This is a genomic window from Methylobacterium sp. ap11, from assembly GCF_900110515.1.
GTDB classification, from domain to species: domain Bacteria; phylum Pseudomonadota; class Alphaproteobacteria; order Rhizobiales; family Beijerinckiaceae; genus Methylobacterium; species Methylobacterium ajmalii.
Window position 1 is genome coordinate 231,613 of sequence record NZ_FOEB01000009.1, and the last position, 16,802, is coordinate 248,414.

The 16,802-nt window shown below is 70.4% G+C and carries 17 protein-coding genes; 15 read left to right on the plus strand and 2 right to left on the minus strand.

Translation table 11 applies throughout. The features are described 5' to 3' along the window. The first annotated feature begins 31 nt into the window (after positions 1-31). The 3 genes from BMX97_RS32905 to BMX97_RS32115 all read left to right on the plus strand — a co-directional run bounded on the left by BMX97_RS32905 (position 32) and on the right by BMX97_RS32115 (position 1,827). The gene (locus BMX97_RS32905; RefSeq protein WP_177202239.1) at positions 32-187 is read left to right on the plus strand and encodes a hypothetical protein; all 156 of its coding nucleotides are present in this window, start codon (positions 32-34) and stop codon (positions 185-187) included. A 115-nt stretch (positions 188-302) separates the two neighbouring features. Next, entirely contained in the window at positions 303-1,466 is a 1,164-nt protein-coding gene (proB, locus tag BMX97_RS15900) for a glutamate 5-kinase (protein ID WP_091752078.1), read from the plus strand. A 1-nt stretch (position 1,467) separates the two neighbouring features. Further along, positions 1,468-1,827 carry a P-loop NTPase family protein gene (locus BMX97_RS32115; RefSeq protein WP_143074632.1) on the plus strand — a complete coding sequence of 120 codons (360 nt, stop codon included), beginning with the start codon at positions 1,468-1,470 and terminating at the stop codon, positions 1,825-1,827. A 546-nt stretch (positions 1,828-2,373) separates the two neighbouring features. Here the strand turns inward: BMX97_RS32115 and BMX97_RS15905 are convergent. Beyond that, on the minus strand, positions 2,374-2,589 hold the full coding sequence (locus BMX97_RS15905) for a hypothetical protein (RefSeq protein WP_048428297.1): 216 nt from the start codon (positions 2,587-2,589) through the stop codon (positions 2,374-2,376). Positions 2,590-2,919: 330 nt separating this feature from the next. On the opposite strand from BMX97_RS15905, the gene BMX97_RS15910 reads away from it, so the two are divergent. The 4 genes from BMX97_RS15910 to BMX97_RS15925 all read left to right on the plus strand — a co-directional run bounded on the left by BMX97_RS15910 (position 2,920) and on the right by BMX97_RS15925 (position 6,818). Continuing rightward, a complete protein-coding gene (locus BMX97_RS15910; protein WP_091751947.1) occupies positions 2,920-4,368 on the plus strand; it encodes a homospermidine synthase in 1,449 nt (482 codons plus the stop codon). A 110-nt stretch (positions 4,369-4,478) separates the two neighbouring features. Then, positions 4,479-5,045, plus strand: coding sequence for a Uma2 family endonuclease (locus tag BMX97_RS15915; protein WP_091751950.1), 567 nt, complete (start codon positions 4,479-4,481; stop codon positions 5,043-5,045). A 14-nt stretch (positions 5,046-5,059) separates the two neighbouring features. Continuing rightward, positions 5,060-5,407, plus strand: coding sequence for a hypothetical protein (locus tag BMX97_RS15920; protein WP_060845510.1), 348 nt, complete (start codon positions 5,060-5,062; stop codon positions 5,405-5,407). Between the two features lie 4 nt (positions 5,408-5,411). Further along, positions 5,412-6,818 carry an amidase gene (locus BMX97_RS15925; protein ID WP_091751953.1) on the plus strand — a complete coding sequence of 469 codons (1,407 nt, stop codon included), beginning with the start codon at positions 5,412-5,414 and terminating at the stop codon, positions 6,816-6,818. Between the two features lie 6 nt (positions 6,819-6,824). On the opposite strand, the gene gltX is transcribed toward BMX97_RS15925, so the two are convergent. Beyond that, entirely contained in the window at positions 6,825-8,171 is a 1,347-nt protein-coding gene (gltX, locus tag BMX97_RS15930) for a glutamate--tRNA ligase (RefSeq protein ID WP_091752081.1), read from the minus strand. A 104-nt stretch (positions 8,172-8,275) separates the two neighbouring features. On the opposite strand from gltX, the gene BMX97_RS15935 reads away from it, so the two are divergent. The 8 genes from BMX97_RS15935 (at position 8,276) to BMX97_RS15970 (ending at position 16,788) form a co-directional block, all read left to right on the plus strand. Further along, complete coding sequence (locus BMX97_RS15935) at positions 8,276-9,274, plus strand: mitochondrial fission ELM1 family protein (RefSeq protein ID WP_177202248.1); 999 nt, start codon at positions 8,276-8,278, stop codon at positions 9,272-9,274. 31 nt (positions 9,275-9,305) lie between these two features. Beyond that, on the plus strand, positions 9,306-10,298 hold the full coding sequence (gene trxB / locus BMX97_RS15940; RefSeq protein WP_091751959.1) for a thioredoxin-disulfide reductase: 993 nt from the start codon (positions 9,306-9,308) through the stop codon (positions 10,296-10,298). A gap of 111 nt (positions 10,299-10,409) precedes the next feature. Next, a complete protein-coding gene (locus tag BMX97_RS15945; RefSeq protein ID WP_048434235.1) occupies positions 10,410-11,300 on the plus strand; it encodes a LysR family transcriptional regulator in 891 nt (296 codons plus the stop codon). 102 nt (positions 11,301-11,402) lie between these two features. Then, positions 11,403-11,882, plus strand: a complete 480-nt coding sequence (locus tag BMX97_RS15950; protein ID WP_058619126.1) for a nucleoside deaminase — start codon at positions 11,403-11,405, stop codon at positions 11,880-11,882. 116 nt (positions 11,883-11,998) lie between these two features. Continuing rightward, positions 11,999-12,295 carry a hypothetical protein gene (locus BMX97_RS15955; protein ID WP_091751962.1) on the plus strand — a complete coding sequence of 99 codons (297 nt, stop codon included), beginning with the start codon at positions 11,999-12,001 and terminating at the stop codon, positions 12,293-12,295. A 154-nt stretch (positions 12,296-12,449) separates the two neighbouring features. Beyond that, positions 12,450-14,399, plus strand: coding sequence for an acetate--CoA ligase (gene acs, locus BMX97_RS15960; RefSeq protein WP_091751965.1), 1,950 nt, complete (start codon positions 12,450-12,452; stop codon positions 14,397-14,399). Between the two features lie 395 nt (positions 14,400-14,794). Further along, the gene (locus BMX97_RS15965; protein WP_091751967.1) at positions 14,795-15,103 is read left to right on the plus strand and encodes a DUF485 domain-containing protein; all 309 of its coding nucleotides are present in this window, start codon (positions 14,795-14,797) and stop codon (positions 15,101-15,103) included. Then, positions 15,100-16,788 (plus strand): cation acetate symporter, encoded by a 1,689-nt coding sequence (locus BMX97_RS15970; protein ID WP_091751970.1) that lies wholly within the window; start codon positions 15,100-15,102, stop codon positions 16,786-16,788. Before BMX97_RS15965 ends, BMX97_RS15970 begins: the two co-directional genes overlap by 4 nt. Positions 16,789-16,802 lie beyond the last annotated feature (14 nt).

Below are 16,802 nucleotides of genomic sequence, written 5' to 3' on the forward strand. Positions count from 1 at the left end.
TGTCCCTTGCGCCCCGGATGCAACGGCGCGCTTGCCGCAGGTTCGACTTGGCGGGGAGATCGCGATCATCGAGCGGCTGATCATCGAGGGCGACGGGATCGTCGGGATCGCGGAAGCGGGTCGCGATCGCACCGGACGAGCCGGAGCGCTGGCGTTTCACCGGATTCTCATCCATCCGGGCGGTTGAAGAGCGGCGGCGGCGGGCTTAGGCCGTGGCACGGGCCCGGGATCTGCCGCTTCTCTTCAGGGAGCGTCGTCGTCCACACGGACCTCACTCCCGCCGCACCCTGATGTTCGGTTCCATGCTCACGACCTCCGCGCCCGGTTCCCCGGACACCCCTTCCTTCACTCCCAGCCTCGACCAGTTCCGCCGCGTCGTTCTGAAGGTCGGCTCGGCGCTTCTCGTCGACCGGGCGCGGGGGCGGCTGCGCCACGCCTGGCTGGCGGCGCTCGCCGAGGACATCGCCGACCTGCACGGCCGCGGCGTCGACGTGCTGGTGGTGTCCTCGGGCTCGATCGCGCTCGGGCGCACGGTGCTGGGCTTCGGCCCCGGCCCGCTCCGGCTGGAGGAGAGCCAGGCCGCCGCCGCCGTGGGGCAGATCGCGCTCGCCCGCCACTGGTCGGAGGCGCTCGCCCATCACGGCATCGTCGCCGGCCAGATCCTGGTGACGCCGCAGGACACCGAGGAGCGCCGGCGCTACCTCAACGCGCGCGCCACCACCCTGAAGCTCCTGGAGGAGCGCGCCGTCCCGGTCGTCAACGAGAACGACACGGTGGCGACCTCGGAGATCCGCTACGGCGACAACGACCGCCTCGCGGCGCGAGTCGCCACCATGATCGGCGCCGACCTCCTGGTGCTGTTCTCCGACATCGACGGGCTCTACACCGCCCCTCCCGCGAGCGACCCGGCCGCGCGACACCTGCCGGTGATCGCCCGGATCACCCCGGAAATCGACGCGATGGCGGGGGGGCCGGCCTCGGAACTCTCGCGCGGCGGCATGCGCACCAAGGTCGAGGCCGCCAAGATCGCCATCCAGGGCGGAACCCAGATGATGATCGCCGACGGCCGGGGCAAGAACCCGCTCAAGGCGGTGGCGAACGGCGCGCGCTGCTCGTGGTTCCTCGCCGGCTCGACGCCGGGCGCGGCGCGCAAGACCTGGATCGGCGGCTCGCTCGAGCCCCGCGGCACCCTGACGATCGATGCCGGCGCGGCCCGGGCGCTGCAAGGCGGGGCGAGCTTGCTGCCGGTCGGCGTCACCCGGGTCGAGGGCAGCTTCAGCCGCGGCGACGCGGTGACGATCCGCTCGCTGGACGGAACGGTGCTCGCCCGCGGTCTCGTCGCCTACGACCGCGACGACGCCGCCCGCATCCTCGGCCGGTCGAGCCGGGAGATCGAGGCTGTACTGGGCTATCCGGGACGCGCCGCGATGGTGCACCGAGACGATCTGGCGCTGGTGGGGGATTGAGGTGAGACGGATCAACATTCTCGGCAGTGCCGGGAGTGGAAAATCCACCCTCGCCCTCAGGCTCGGCGAAAAGCGTCATCTTCCGATCATCCATCTCGACCGACTGTTCTGGGAGCCGGGATGGCAGAAGACCGACAAAGCGGTCTTTCGGCAGCGTGTCGAGCAGGCGGTGAGCGGAGATGCGTGGATCTGCGAGGGCAACTACGCCTCCCAGACGTTCGCGCTCCGCATGCCGCGCGCCGAACTGACTGTCTGGCTCGATACCCCACGTCTGATCTTCGCACTCTGCATCGCTCGGCGAAGCGTGCGAACCTCGGACAGGCCCGACCTTCCGGCAGGATGTCGCGAAGGGAACGTGTAGAATGCGGTCGAACTCATACGGGACGCTTGGCAGTTCGACGCCAAGCAGCGTGCGCAAATCGAGGCGGAGCTTGCCCATTGGAGTGCGGCAGGCACGATCACGCGCTTCAGAAGCGGAGATGAGATCGCCGATCTCCTGTCGAGCATCGGGGCGCAAGATCGCTGATGCGATATGACGGAGCACGGCACACGACGGAAGCTGCTCCCAGCGTCGCCGACCCCTCCCACCCACAACCTCATCCTGAGGTGTTAGCCGATTGAAAATCGGCTGACCTCGAAGGAGAACTCCAGGGATCGCACAGACTTCTGGAGCCCTCCTTCGAGGTCAGTCCATGAAGGATGGACTGACACCTCAGGATGAGGTTGCAGATGGGAAAAGCCTGATGATCGCGGGCTTTGCACCAGTGTCGTGTACTGTGATGGCTGACGCACCTCGCACCGAAGCATCACCCCAAACACCAAGAAGGCGCCCGAGGGGCGTATGCCGCCCCTGGCGCCTTGCTTGAACAAATCGAGTGCTTGGCCCCGGCGCGCCGGGGCGGTGCGATCAGCAGAAGTGCTGGCCGATCCGGCGCTCCAGATCGTCGGTGATGCGTCCGCCGTTGACCTCGACGTACTCGCCGATCTGACGCTCCAGGCGACGCTGGTTGGCGGCGTGGATCGCGTGGACCATGCGGCTCACGAGGGTGAGGATGCCGGGCTCCATGTCGGAGCGCTCGTCGATGGCGGGGGCGATGAGGGAGTGAGTGATGACCGCGAGCATCGGGATCTCCTGTGAGATTGCGCGCGGGCGTTTCCGGTGTTCTTGTTGCAACGCAATATGGACGCTGCCGCGCTGCACACAAGCGTCGCGGGTGCAGCGGCGCCATGCGATTCCGGCATGCCGATTCCGCCGCGCCGGTTAACCCGGTGGTGACGCCTGGTCGTTCCGGGACAATGGCTTGCCCGGGGTTGACCCCGGGGAGACGAGAGGTCAATCAGCCCGTCGCCCGCGCGTCATCCTGGCCTGCTAGTCGAGCCGACCGGCTCGGGGGCGCGTGTCCCCGCAGGCGGGGCGATACCACAGACCACGAGTCCGGAGACCTTGAGCGCCATGACCGACAGCGCGACGACCGACTGGCCCGTCCACGGCCGCATCAGCGGCCCCATCGTGATGATCGGCTTCGGCTCGATCGGCCGGGGTACCCTGCCCCTGATCGAGCGCCACTTCACCTACGACAAGGCCCGGTTCACGGTGGTCGAGCCGTCGGATGCCCACAAGGCGCTCGCCGACGAGCACGGCCTGCGCTTCGAGCAGGTCGCGCTGACCAAGGACAATTACCGCGAGGTCCTGACGCCCCTCCTCACCGAGGGCGGCGGCCAGGGCTTCTGCGTCAACCTCTCGGTCGACACCTCGTCGCGGGACATCATGGAGCTGTGCCGCGAGATCGGCGCGCTCTACATCGACACCGTCGCCGAGCCGTGGCCGGGCTTCTACTTCGACAAGAACGCGGGTCCGGCCGACCGCACCAACTATGCCCTGCGCGAGCAGGTGCTCGACGCCCGCCGCCGCAACCCGGGCGGTCCGACCGCGGTGTCGTGCTGCGGCGCCAATCCCGGCATGGTGTCGTGGTTCGTCAAGCAGGCGCTCCTGAACCTCTCGGCCGAGCTCGGCCTCAAGACCCCCGAGCCGAAGAGCCGCGAGGAGTGGGCCGCGCTGATGCGCGAGGTCGGCGTCAAGGGCATCCACATCGCCGAGCGCGACACCCAGCGGGCCAAGTCGGAGAAGCCGCAGGGCATCTTCGTCAACACCTGGTCGGTCGAGGGTTTCGTCTCGGAAGGCAACCAGCCGGCGGAGCTCGGCTGGGGCACCCACGAGACCTGGATGCCGGAGAACGGCCGCACCCTGCCGAACGACGCCCCGGCGATCTACCTGCTGCAGCCGGGCGCCGACACCCGCGTGCGCTCCTGGACCCCGACCGGCCAGGCGCAGTTCGGCTTCCTCGTCACCCACAACGAGGCGATCTCGATCGCCGACTACTACACGGTGCGCCAGGACGGTAAGGCGGTCTACCGGCCGACCTGTCACTACGCCTACCATCCCTGCAACGAGGCGGTGCTGTCGCTGCACGAGATGTGGGGCCAGGCCGGCAAGGTGCAGGAGAAGCACCACATCCTCGACGAGAACGAGATCGTCGACGGCATCGACGAGCTCGGCGTGCTGCTCTACGGCCACGGCAAGAACGCCTACTGGTACGGCTCGCAGCTCTCCATCGAGGAGACCCGCCGCATCGCCCCCTACCAGAACGCCACCGGCCTCCAGGTGACCTCGGCGGTGCTCGCCGGCATGGTCTGGGCGCTGGAGAACCCCGAGGCCGGCATCGTCGAGGCCGACGAGGTCGATTTCCGCCGCTGCCTCGAGGTCCAGACGCCGTATCTCGGCCCGGTGGTCGGGGTCTACACCGACTGGACCCCGCTCTCGGGCCGCCCGGGCCTCTTCCCGGAGGACATCGACGAGAGCGATCCCTGGCAGTTCCGCAACGTGCTGGTGCACGGTGCGTAACGCCTGAGCTTGCGGCACCGCGCCCCTTCTTCGGGCGCGGTGCCTCACCGCCGCGGGCTGTCGTCCGCTCCCGCCGGGTGCTACCATCGCGCCGGTGACAGGGAGCCGTCATGTCGCTCGCGCTGCGGCGCGCCCCGCGGATGCGGGTCGCCGATTTCATCGCCATGATCCGCGACCGTCCGGACGAGGAGCGCTGGGAGCTTCTCGACGGCGAGGCGGTGTTGATGGCACCGCCGGGTGAGCGGCATCAGCAGATCGTCATGAACCTGGGTCGCCAGCTTGCGACGCTGGCGGAGAAGCTGGGATGCAGAGCGCTGCCCGGGCTCGGCCTGCGCAACGATTTCGTCGACGATTACGCCCCGATCCCCGATCTCGTCGTCCGTTGCGGTCCCCTTCTTCCTGACGGCTACGCCCGCGACCCCTTAATCGTCGCCGAGGTGCTGTCTCCCTCGACCATGAACAACGACCGCGGTCGCAAGGCGGCGTTCTACCAGGGCCTCCAGACCTTGCGCGCCTACCTGATCGTCTATCAGGACGAGGCCCGGGTGGAGGTCTGGTCACGCGGGAACGGCCCGGACTGGACCCTGCGTGTCCTCGGCCACGACGACACGATCCCGCTGCCCGATCTCGGCGGGGAAATCCCCGTTGCCGCCCTGTATCACGGCCTTCCCCTCTGACGCCCGAGCCGCCCTTGCCCCATTTCGACGAATTCTACGCCAACAAGCTGCGCGGCTCCCTCGGGGTGACCGACGCCGAATCGGTGCTCGACCTGCGGGGCGCCCCCCGGGCCCAGGCCGAGGCCTCGCTGGCCGACATGCTGGAGCGCAGCCGCTTCGCCAAGGGCAAGACCGTGGCGGTGCGGTTCGACGGGCCGGTGCCCGGCGGCGGCGAGACCCTGTTTCAGCCGGTCGGCCGCCAGCTCCTCGACGCCAAGCGCCGCGGCTGGGTCGAGCGGCTCCAGACCCTGCCATCCCAGGACGGGCTCGGCTTCTACGTCGCCCTCGCCGGGCGGCCCGAGAAGACGCCCGAGGCCCGCTGACGCGATGGACCAGCCGGCCTCCGACAACCTCGCCGACCTCACGGCGACCGAGCTTCTGACGCTCTACGCGCGCCGCGCCGTCTCGCCGGTCGCGGTGACGCAGGCCGTGATCGCCCGGGCGGAGGCGGCCGAGCCCCGCCTGCACGCCCTCTACGCCTTCGCGCCGGAGAAAGCGCTCGCGGCGGCCCGCGCCTCCGAGGCGCGGTGGATGCGAGGAGAGGCCCTGCCCCTCGACGGGGTGCCGGTCACCATCAAGGAGAACATCGCCACCAGGGGCGTGCCGATGCCGCTCGGTACCGCCGCCCGGGACGACGCCCCCCCGAGCCCGGCCGACGCGCCGGCCACCGCCCGCCTGCGCGAGGACGGGGCGGTGATCTTTTCGGCCACGACGATGCCGGATTACGGCATGCTGTCCTCGGGCCTGTCGAGCTTCCACCCCCTCACCCGCAACCCGTGGGACCTGACCAGAGGCCCGGGCGGCTCCTCGGCCGGCTCGGGCGCGGCCGCCGCCGCGGGCTACGGGCCGATCCATCTCGGCACCGATATCGGCGGCTCGATCCGCCTGCCCGCTTCCTGGTGCGGCGTCGTCGGCCACAAGCCCAGCCACGGCCGCGTGCCCCTCGACAACGCCTTCTACGGCCGCTGCGCCGGGCCGCTCACCCGCACGGTCGCCGACGCGGCGCTGGCGATGCGCGCGATCAGCCGCCCCGACGATCGCGACCCGACCGGCCTGCCCCCGGCCGACCTGCCCTGGCTCGACCTCGACGGCATCGACCTGAAGGGCCTGCGCCTCGGCCTGGTGATGGAGGCGGGCGCCGGCCTCTCGCTCGATCCCGGCAACCGCGCGGTGATCGAGGCGGCGGCAGCGCTCCTGGCGCAGGCCGGCGCGCGCGTTACGCCGGTGCCGGCCTTCCTGACGCAGGAGATGCTCGACGGGCTCGACCGGTTCTGGCGCCAGCGCGCCTCCCTCGACATCGAGGCGCTCGACGAGGCGCGGCGCGCCCGCGTCCTGCCCTTCATCCGCGACTGGGCGGCGGGCGGCCGGGGTTTGAGCGGGGCGGCCGTCTTCCACGGCATGGGCCAGATGGCGGCGATGCGCGATGCCGCGCTCGCGGCGATCCGGCCGTTCGATTTCCTGATCGGCCCGGTCTCGCCGAACCCGCCCTTCCCGGCCGAGCACGCCTCGCCGACCAACGACCCCGCCAGGGCGATGCACCACATCGCCTACACGGTGCCGTTCAACATGTCGGAGCAACCGGCGATCTCGGTGCCGGCGGGGTTCACCCCGGACGGGCTGCCGGTCGGCCTGCATATCGCCAGCCGGCGCTTCGACGATGTCGGGGTGCTGCGGCTCGCCCGTGCCTTCGAGCGGATCCGGCCGGCGCTCCGGCCGTGGCCGGTGGTGGCCTGATCTCGGTCAGGCCGTCTCGCCCTTCAGCCGCGCCAGCGCCCGCGCCCGCCCGATCAGCGGCAGCAGGCCGGCGAGGTCGGGGCCGTGGTCCAGCCCCGTCAGCGCCAGGCGCAGGGGCAGGAACAGGGCCTTGCCCTTGAAGCCGGTGGCGTTGCGCACCGCCTCCGTCACCCGCTTCCAGGTCGTGGCGTCCCAGGGCTCCGCCGGCAGGGCCTCGCGGGCGACGGCGAAGAGATCCGGGGTCTCGCCCATCACCGGCGTCACCGGGCCCTCGACCACCCGCCACCATTCCGCGGCGTCCGACACGCGGGTGAGGTTCGCCTTCACGACCTCCCAGAACGCCTCGGCCCGCTCAGGCGCGACGCCGAGGGCGGCCAGGCGCTCCGCCACCGCCGCGTAGCCCAGGCCGTGGACCACGCGGGCGTTGAGGCCGTCGAGCTCGTGCTCGTCGAACTTCGCCGGCGCCCGCGAGACGTGGGCGAGGTCGACGAGGGAAGCCAGCTCGTCGAGGTCGGCCACCGGCCGCACCGCCTCGGCCGAGCCGGTGAGGACGGCGAGCGCCGCCACCGCCACCGGCTCGTAGCCGGCCTCGCGCAGGCCGCGCAGCGACAGGTGGCCGAGGCGCTTCGACAGGCCCTCGCCGCTCGCCGTGGTGAGCAGGTTGTGGTGGGCGAAGACCGGCACCGGCGCGCCGAGCGCGGAAAAAATCTGGATCTGGACCGCCGTGTTGGTGACGTGGTCCTCGCCGCGGATGACGTGGGTCACGCCGGTCTCGGCGTCGTCGACCACGGAGGGAAGCGTGTAGAGGTAGCTGCCGTCCTCGCGGATCAGCACCGGGTCGGACAGGCTGTCGGCCTCGACGTGGCAGGGGCCGCGCACGAGGTCGTCCCAGGTCACCGTGCCGGGATCGAGGCGAAAGCGCCAATGCGGCCGGCGCCCCTCGGCCTCGAAGGCAGCGCGCTCCTCGGGGCTGAGCTTCAGGGCGGCGCGGTCGTAGACCGGCGGCAGGCCGCGGCCGAGCTGGCGCTTGCGCCGGCGATCGAGCTCCTCGGCGGTCTCGTAGGCCGGGTAGAGCCGGCCGGTCGCCTTCAGGCGCTCGGCGGCCGCGTCGTAGATCGCGAGACGCTCCGACTGGCGGAACATCCCGTCGGGGACGATGCCGAGCCAGCCCAGATCCTCCTCGATCGCCGCGGCGAACTCGGCCGTCGAGCGCGCCGTGTCGGTATCGTCGAGGCGCAGCCAGAACCGGCCGCCGGCCCGGCGGGCGAACAGGGCGTTGAACAGGGCCGGCCGGGCGTTCCCGATATGCAGGAAGCCGGTGGGTGAGGGAGCGAAGCGGACGACGGGTGCCATGCGGCCCTCGTAGAGCATCGCCCGAGCGCGGCGCAATCGGCCGGTTGCCGCCGCGACCCGCGATGCCGGCTTGACAGCGCTTGCCCCGCCGCCGCATCGCCACGGTGGTGGACGCCTCCCCTCCCCCAGACGGCCTGGTGCCGCCCGATACGACGGTCTGGCTCGTCACCGACGGCAAGGCCGGCGACCTCGCGCCGTGCCGCGGCCTCGCGGAGGCCTTGGGGTTGACGGCCGAGGAGCGGCGCATCGCACCGCGCCCGCCCTTCTCCTGGCTGGCGCCCCGCGGCCCGGCCGACCCTCGCGAGCGGGCGCTCGCCCCGCCCTGGCCGGATCTCGCCATCGCGACCGGCCGGCGGGCGGTGCCGGCGTTGCGTGCCATCAAGCGCCGCTCGGGGAACGACACCTTCACGGTGTTCCTGCGCGATCCGCGCATCGGGACGCGGGCCGCCGACCTGATCTGGGTGCCGGCCCACGACCGGCTCCGGGGGCCCAACGTGATCGTGACCGAGGCCGGCCCTCACCCGGTCTCGCCCGCCCGCCTCGCCGCGGCGCGCGCCCATCCCGATCCGCGCCTCGCCGCCCTCCCCTCGCCCCGCATCGCCGTGCTGGTCGGCGGCGACAGCCGGCACGGGCGTTTCTCGGAGGCGGATGCGGCGCGCCTGCTCGCCGGGCTGGAGCGCCTGTCGGAGGGCGCGAGCCTGATGGTCACCGCCTCGCGGCGCACGCCCGCGGCCCTGCGCGCGGCGCTCGCCGACCTCGTGCGCCGCCGCGGCGGATTCGTCTGGGACGGCGGCGGCGAGAATCCCTACCTCGCGATGCTGGCGCTCGCCGACACGATCGTGGCGACGGGCGATTCGGCCAACATGGTCGTCGAGGCCTGCGCCGCCGGCGTTCCGGTGCAGTTGTTCGAGCCGGCGAACGTCTACGCCCGCCATCGCACGCTGTTCGAGGCCCTGAAACGGCACGGAACTGTGCATGCCTTCGACGGACGGGTTGAAGCGTTGCGCCCCAAACCCTTAGACATGACCCTCGCGATCGCGCAGGCTGTGGCGAATGCCTATATGGGGCATCGCGACGCGCTCGCCCGTCGGACGGCTCGCTAGAGCCCGATCGGCGGCAGCCCCGGAGATTCCTATGTCGACGACCCCGCAGGCTCCCCAGCACGAGAAGCTCGTGATCATCGGTTCCGGCCCGGCCGGATACACCGCCGCGATCTACGCCGCCCGTGCCATGGTCGAGCCGCTGCTGATCTCGGGCTTCCAGCCCGGCGGCCAGCTGATGATCACCACCGACGTCGAGAACTATCCCGGCTTCGCCGAGGCCATCCAGGGCCCGTGGCTGATGGAGCAGATGCGCGCCCAGGCCGAGCATGTCGGCACCCGCATCATCTCGGAATACATCGCCAAGGTCGACCTCGCGCAGCGGCCGTTCCGCCTCGAGGCCGATTCCGGCGCGGTCTTCACCTGCGACGCGCTGATCATCGCCACCGGCGCCCAGGCCAAATGGCTCGGCCTGCCTTCCGAGGCGAAGTTCCAGGGCTTCGGCGTCTCGGCCTGCGCCACCTGCGACGGCTTCTTCTTCCGCAACAAGGAGGTGGTGGTCGTCGGCGGTGGCAACACCGCGGTCGAGGAGGCGCTGTATCTGGCCAATCTCGCCTCCAAGGTGACGGTGGTCCACCGCCGCGACAGCTTCCGGGCCGAGCGCATCCTGCAGGAGCGCCTGTACAAGCACCCGAACGTCGAGGTGGTGTGGAACCACGCGGTGGAGGAGGTCTGCGGCCGCGACAAGCCGGCCCCCTCGGTCACCCATCTGCGCCTGCGCGACACGGTCACCGGCGCGATCACCGAGCGCAAGGCCGACGGCGTGTTCATCGCCATCGGCCACCAGCCGGCCACGGCCGTGTTCGAGGGGCAGCTGCCCTTCCGCGCCGGCGGCTACCTCGAGGTGACGCCCGGCACCGCCATGACGGCGATCCCCGGCGTCTTCGCGGCGGGCGACGTGACCGACGACGTCTACCGGCAGGCGATCACCGCCGCCGGCATGGGCTGCATGGCCGCCCTCGAGGCGGAGAAGTACCTGGCGAACCTCGCGATCGGCGAAGAGCCGCGCAAGGCGGCGGCCGAGTAGGGGACAATCGACCGGGGCCGGGGATGAGCCCCGGTTCCGGCCTTGTGGCGTTCGCTCTGAACTCACCGGCTCATCCGAGCCGGCCGGAGCTCTGGCGAGGGGTTGACGGCCGTGGACTGGGACAAGATCCGGATTTTCCTCAACGTCGCCGAGGCGGGCAGCTTCACCAAGGCGGGCGACGACATCGGCCTCAGCCAGTCGGCCGTCAGCCGCCAGATCAGCGCGCTCGAGCGCGAGCTGAAGGCGCCGCTGTTCCACCGCCATGCCCGCGGGCTGATCCTGACCGAGCAGGGCGACCTCCTGTTCCGGGCCGCCCGGGACATGAAGATGCGGCTGGAGACGACGCGCGCGCGCCTCGTCGAGACCAGCGAGCGCCCGTCGGGCGACCTCAAGGTGACGACGACGGTGGGGCTGGGCACCGCCTGGCTGTCGCAGCGGGTGGCCGAGTTCCTCGACCTGCACCCGGACGTGCGCGTCGAGCTGATCCTCACCAACGAGGAGCTCGATCTCGCGATGCGCGAGGCCGACGTGGCCATTCGGCTCCGCCGCCCGGCCCAGCCGGACCTGATCCAGCGCCGGCTGTTCACGGTGCACTACCACGTCTTCGCCTCGCTCGAATACATCAAGCGCTTCGGCGAGCCGAAGACCATCGACGACCTCGACAAGCACCGCCTGGTCTCGTTCGGCGGCGACCAGCCCTCCTACCTGATGGCGACGCACTGGCTCGCCACCGTCGGGCGCGAGGGGCGCGAGCACCGCACCATCCACTTCACGGTCAACAACATCTCGGCGCTGCAGCTCGCGGTCGAGACCGGGGCCGGCATCGGCATCCTGCCGGACTACGTGGCGGACGGGAACGAGCAGCTGGTCCAGGTGCTACGCGACTACGAGATGCCGAACCTCGAGAGCTACCTCGTCTATGCCGAGGAGATGCGCACGGTCGCCCGCGTCCAGGCATTCCGGGACTTCCTCGTCGCGAAGGCGCAGCGCTGGACCTATTGAGGCGGGGCGGCCGGTTTCGCGGCCCCCTCTCCCCGCTTGCCTTTCCGGCAGGCGGCGCCATGCTCCTCGGGTGACCGTAAGGCCTGGCCGCGAGGAGCCCCGATGACCGACGACGAGACCTTCATGGCGCGGGCCATCGCCCTGTCGGAGCACACCTCCCTCGTCGAGAGCGCCGGCGGCGCCTTCGGCGCCGTGATCGTGCGCGACGGGCAGATCGTCGGAGAGGGCGCCAACCGGGTCGTCGCCGAGAACGACCCGACCTGGCACGCCGAGATGGCGGCGATCCGCGACGCCTGCCGCAAGGAAGGCAACTTCAAGCTGCACGGCGCGACGCTCTATACCTCGGCCGAACCCTGCCCGATGTGCATGGCCGCCGCCTACTGGGCCGGCATCTCGCGGATCTTCTACGCCTCGACCAACGAGGATGCCCTGAAGCACGGCAACTTCGACGACAGCATGATCTACGAGGAGATCCGCAAGCCCGCGGGCGAGCGCAAGATCCCGATCCGCCAGATCATGCGGGCCGAGGCGATCGAGGTCTGGGAGCGTTACGAGGCCAAGGCCGACCGGGTGCCGTACTGAGAGGCGGGGTGCGGGACGGCACATCCCGGGCGAACCCCTCACCCGTCGCGGCGTTGTCCTTCGAGGATGCTTCGGAATTGGTTCCGCAAGCCTCGGATCTTCGAAGGAGGCCTTTCATGCGTTCGACGCTTCGTCTCGCCGCCCTCGGTCTCGCCGGATTCTTGGCGACGGCCTTCGCTCCCGCCCCGCTCCTCGCCCAGGTCGCCCCCGAGACGCGGGACATCGCCGTCCACGACACGGCCGTCACCGGCTCGCTCGGGCCGGGCAGCCGTACAACCACCGGTGTCGGCCAGACCAAGCCGCCGGGCGCGGCGCTCGGTCCCGATTCGGGCCTGACCCCCGAGCTTCAGGCGCGCGACCGCGAGATCGGCCGCAAGATCGAGACCGAGATCTGCACCGGCTGCACCGAGTAGCCCGCTCCGGCGCCGTGCCCTTCGCCCGGCGCATTAATCCAAGGTGCATTAGACGGAATGATCGGTTGCGGGCGCCGCGAGCCGACGCCTACACCGACCGCAACCAGCCCGGGACCTGCGCCGTGACCGGGCGGACGAGGCAGGGGAGAACGCCATGAGCCAGCGGGTCGTCGAGGTCAGCCAGGATGCGCGCGCGCGGGCGCATGTCGACGAGGCGACGTACCAATCCTGGTACCGGGCCTCGATCGACGATCCCGAGGCGTTCTGGCGCGAGCACGGCAAGCGGATCGACTGGTTCACGCCCTACACCAAGGTCAAGGAGACGACCTTCGGCCCCGGCGACGTCTCGATCCAGTGGTTCTCCGACGGCGTGACCAACGCCGCCCACAACTGCATCGACCGGCACCTCGAGACCCGCGGCGACCAGGTGGCGATCATCTGGGAGGGCGACGACCCGTCGGAATCGCGCCACATCACCTACCGCGAGCTGCACGCGGAAGTGTGCCGGATGGCCAACGTCCTGCGCAACCGGGGCGTGTCGAAGGGCGACCGGGTCACCATCTACCTGCCGATGATCCCCGAGGCCGCCTTCGCGATGCTGGCCTGCGCCCGGCTCGGCGCGATCCACTCGGTGGTGTTCGGCGGCTTCTCGCCGGATTCGCTCGCCGGCCGCATCCAGGGTTGCGACTCGAAGCTCGTCATCACCGCCGACGAGGGCCTGCGCGGCGGCCGCAAGGTGCCGCTGAAGGCCAATGTCGACGCGGCGATCCAGCGCCTGCCCGCCGACAGCGTCGACCACGTCGTCGTCGTGCGCCGCACCGGCGGCGCCGTCGAGATGGACCCGGTCCGCGACGTCTACTACGACGCGGCCGCCGCCCAGGTCACCGACGAGTGCCCGGTCACCCACGTCGAGGCCGAGCACCCGCTCTTCCTGCTCTACACCTCGGGCTCGACCGGCCAGCCGAAGGGCGTGGTCCACACCACCGGCGGCTACCTCGTCTACGCGGCGATGACCCACCAATACGTCTTCGACTACCACGAGGGCGACATCTACTGGTGCACCGCCGATGTCGGCTGGGTCACCGGCCACTCCTACATCCTGTACGGGCCGCTGGCGAACGGCGCCACGACCCTGATGTTCGAGGGCATCCCGACCTACCCATCGATCTCGCGGTTCTGGGAGGTCGTCGACAAGCACAAGGTCAACATCTTCTACACCGCCCCGACCGCGATCCGCTCGCTGATGGGCGCCGGCGAGGAGCCGGTGAAGAAGACCTCGCGCGCGTCCCTGCGCACCCTCGGCTCGGTCGGCGAGCCGATCAACCCGGAGGCCTGGGAGTGGTACTACCGGGTGGTGGGCGACGAGCGCTGCCCGATCGTCGACACCTGGTGGCAGACCGAGACCGGCGGCATCCTCATCACCCCCCTACCCGGCTCGACCCCGCTCAAGCCCGGCTCGGCGACCCGGCCATTCTTCGGCGTCAAGCCGGTGGTGGTCGACAGCGACAACAAGGTCCTCGACGGCGCCTGCGAGGGCAACCTCTGCATCGACGATTCCTGGCCCGGCCAGATGCGCACGGTGTGGGGCGACCACGAGCGCTTCGTCCAGACCTACTTCTCGACCTTCCCGGGCCGCTACTTCTCGGGCGACGGCTGCCGGCGCGACGCGGACGGCTATTACTGGATCACCGGCCGGGTCGACGACGTCATCAACGTCTCGGGCCATCGGATGGGCACGGCGGAGGTCGAATCCTCGCTGGTCGCGCACCCGAAGGTCTCGGAGGCCGCGGTGGTGGGCTATCCCCACGACATCAAGGGCCAGGGCATCTATGCCTACGTCACCCTGATGCAGGGGGAGGAGCCCTCGGACGCGCTCCGCAAGGAGCTGGTCGCCTGGGTGCGCAAGGATATCGGGCCGATCGCCTCGCCCGACCTGATCCAGTTCGCGCCCGGCCTGCCCAAGACCCGCTCGGGCAAGATCATGCGCCGCATCCTGCGCAAGATCGCCGAGAACGAATTCTCGTCGCTCGGCGACACCTCGACGCTGGCCGAGCCGGCCGTCGTCGACGACCTGATCGAGAACCGCCAGAACCGCACCCACTGATCCGGCGGCCGGGCCCCGGGCACGACCATCGGGGCCCGCGCCGGCTCGACTTCCGGCAGACGCCGCCGCGCCGACCGCGCGGCGGCGTTCTCCTATGCGGAATCGCCGCCGCGGCCAGCAAAGCCGTCGATCACGCCACCGGCGACATACTAAACCTTCGTAGCACGACCCGGCTTTTCAATCGTTTCGCACTGGCAATCGCCGCCATTTCAGGTCATTCGCTGTGTGCGCTGCAGCAGCGGATAGTCGGCACAAGATTGTCCGTTACGATCCGGCAACATTCTCAGCCCGCATCGGCCGCCTCATCGCCGCCCCGTCGATGACGGGCGCGAGGCGACCTGCGCCCGGCTGACGAAAGACCGACAGGCGAAAGACAACAGGGAGGAGGCCCGCCGATGGCGGAGATCGATCATTCACGGGTTTTGTCGAGCCCGAAATTCCGGCAGCTCGTCACCGAACGCACCCGCTTCGGCTGGATCCTGTCCGGCGTGATGCTGGGCATCTACCTCGTCTTCATCCTGCTCGTCGCCTTCGCGCACGGCCTGATGGCGACGAAGGTCGGCTCCGGCGTCACCTCGCTCGGCATCGTGCTCGGCCTCGTCGTCATCGTGGCGGCCTTCGTGCTGACCGGGATCTACGTCGCCCGGGCCAATGGCCGCTTCGACGACCTGACCCGCGACCTCAACCGGGAGCTCGGCCGATGACCGCCCGCCGCATCGCCGTCGTGGCGCTCCTGACGATCGTCGGGGCCGGCGCCGCGCTCGCCGCCGGACCGGATCTCGGCGCCGTGCAGAAGCAGGCGACGAACTGGACCGCCGTCGTCATGTTCCTGCTCTTCGTGCTCGCCACACTGGGCATCACCTACAAGGCCGCCGCGGGCTCGAAGTCGGCGGCCGACTTCTACGCCGCCGGCGGCGGCATCTCGGCCGGCCAGAACGCGCTCGCCATCGCGGGCGACTACATGTCGGCCGCCTCGTTCCTCGGCATCTCGGGCCTGGTCTTCTCGTCGGGCTTCGACGGGCTGATCTACTCGATCGGCTTCCTGGTCGGCTGGCCGATCGTGCTGTTCCTGATCGCCGAGCGCCTGCGCAACCTCGGCAAGTTCACCTTCGCCGACGTGGCGAGCTTCCGCCTCGACCAGACCCGGATCCGCATCCTGTCGGCGACCGGCACCCTCGTGGTGGTGGCGTTCTACCTGATCGCCCAGATGGTCGGCGCCGGCAAGCTGATCCAGCTCCTGTTCGGCCTCGACTACCTCACCGCCATCGTCGCGGTCGGCATCCTGATGATCGTCTACGTCGCCTTCGGCGGCATGAAGGCGACGACCTGGGTGCAGATCATCAAGGCCTGCCTGCTGCTGGCTGGCGCGTCCTTCATGGCGCTTGCTGTTCTGTGGCGCTACGGCTTCAACCCGGAGGCGCTGTTCGCGGCCGCCGTCGCCGAGCATCCCAAGCACGAGGCGATCATGGCGCCGGGCGGCCTCGTCGCCGACCCGATCTCGTCCCTGTCGCTCGGCATCGGCCTGATGTTCGGCACCGCCGGCCTGCCCCACATCCTCATGCGGTTCTTCACCGTGTCGGACGCCCAGGCCGCCCGCAAGTCGGTGTTCTACGCCACCGGCCTCATCGCCTACTTCTACATCCTGACCTTCATCATCGGGTTCGGCGCCATCACCTTCCTGATGGGCGACCCGAGCTACTTCAAGGCCGGGGCGAACGGCGCCTACGACCGGATCACCGGGCTTCTCGGCGGCAGCAACATGGCGGCGGTGCACCTCGCCAACGCCACGGGCGGCTCGCTCTTCCTCGGCTTCATCTCGGCGGTGGCCTTCGCGACCATCCTGGCGGTGGTGGCCGGCCTGACGCTCGCCGGCGCCTCGGCGGTCAGCCACGACCTCTACGCCCAGGTCTTCGCCCGCGGGCGCACGACCGAGGCCGGCGAGGTGCGGCTGTCGAAGATCTCGGCCGTCGTGATCGGCATCGTGGCGATCTATCTCGGCTACGTGTTCGAGAACCAGAACGTCGCCTTCATGGTCGGCCTCGCCTTCGCGGTGGCGGCGAGCTGCAACTTCCCGGTGCTCGCGATGTCAATCCTGTGGAAGGGCACGACGACGCTCGGCGCCCTCGTCGGCGGCCTCGTCGGTCTCGTCAGCGCGGTCGTGATGGTGGTGCTGTCCAAGGCCGTGTGGGTCACCACCTTCGGCCACCCGGCGGCGCTCTTCCCCTACGACAACCCGGCGCTGTTCTCGATGCCGCTCGCCTTCCTGGGCATCTGGGCGGTCTCGAAGATCGACAACTCGGTGCGGGCGAAGCGCGAGCGTGCCGCCTTCGAGGCGCAGTACGTGCGCTCCGAGACCGGCATCGGGGCGTCCGGCGCGCACGCGCATTGATGCAACGAGGGGCG

Coding starts and splice junctions, on each gene's coding strand:
- BMX97_RS15970 (WP_091751970.1), top strand. CDS start 15,100: ATGACCGCCCGCCGCATCGCCGTCGTGGCGCTCCTGACGATCGTCGGG.
- BMX97_RS15925 (WP_091751953.1), top strand. CDS start 5,412: ATGGACCAGCCGGCCTCCGACAACCTCGCCGACCTCACGGCGACCGAG.
- proB (WP_091752078.1), top strand. CDS start 303: ATGCTCACGACCTCCGCGCCCGGTTCCCCGGACACCCCTTCCTTCACT.
- BMX97_RS15955 (WP_091751962.1), top strand. CDS start 11,999: ATGCGTTCGACGCTTCGTCTCGCCGCCCTCGGTCTCGCCGGATTCTTG.
- BMX97_RS15950 (WP_058619126.1), top strand. CDS start 11,403: ATGACCGACGACGAGACCTTCATGGCGCGGGCCATCGCCCTGTCGGAG.
- BMX97_RS15905 (WP_048428297.1), bottom strand. CDS start 2,589: ATGCTCGCGGTCATCACTCACTCCCTCATCGCCCCCGCCATCGACGAG.
- trxB (WP_091751959.1), top strand. CDS start 9,306: ATGTCGACGACCCCGCAGGCTCCCCAGCACGAGAAGCTCGTGATCATC.
- gltX (WP_091752081.1), bottom strand. CDS start 8,171: ATGGCACCCGTCGTCCGCTTCGCTCCCTCACCCACCGGCTTCCTGCAT.
- BMX97_RS15965 (WP_091751967.1), top strand. CDS start 14,795: ATGGCGGAGATCGATCATTCACGGGTTTTGTCGAGCCCGAAATTCCGG.
- BMX97_RS15915 (WP_091751950.1), top strand. CDS start 4,479: ATGTCGCTCGCGCTGCGGCGCGCCCCGCGGATGCGGGTCGCCGATTTC.
- acs (WP_091751965.1), top strand. CDS start 12,450: ATGAGCCAGCGGGTCGTCGAGGTCAGCCAGGATGCGCGCGCGCGGGCG.
- BMX97_RS15910 (WP_091751947.1), top strand. CDS start 2,920: ATGACCGACAGCGCGACGACCGACTGGCCCGTCCACGGCCGCATCAGC.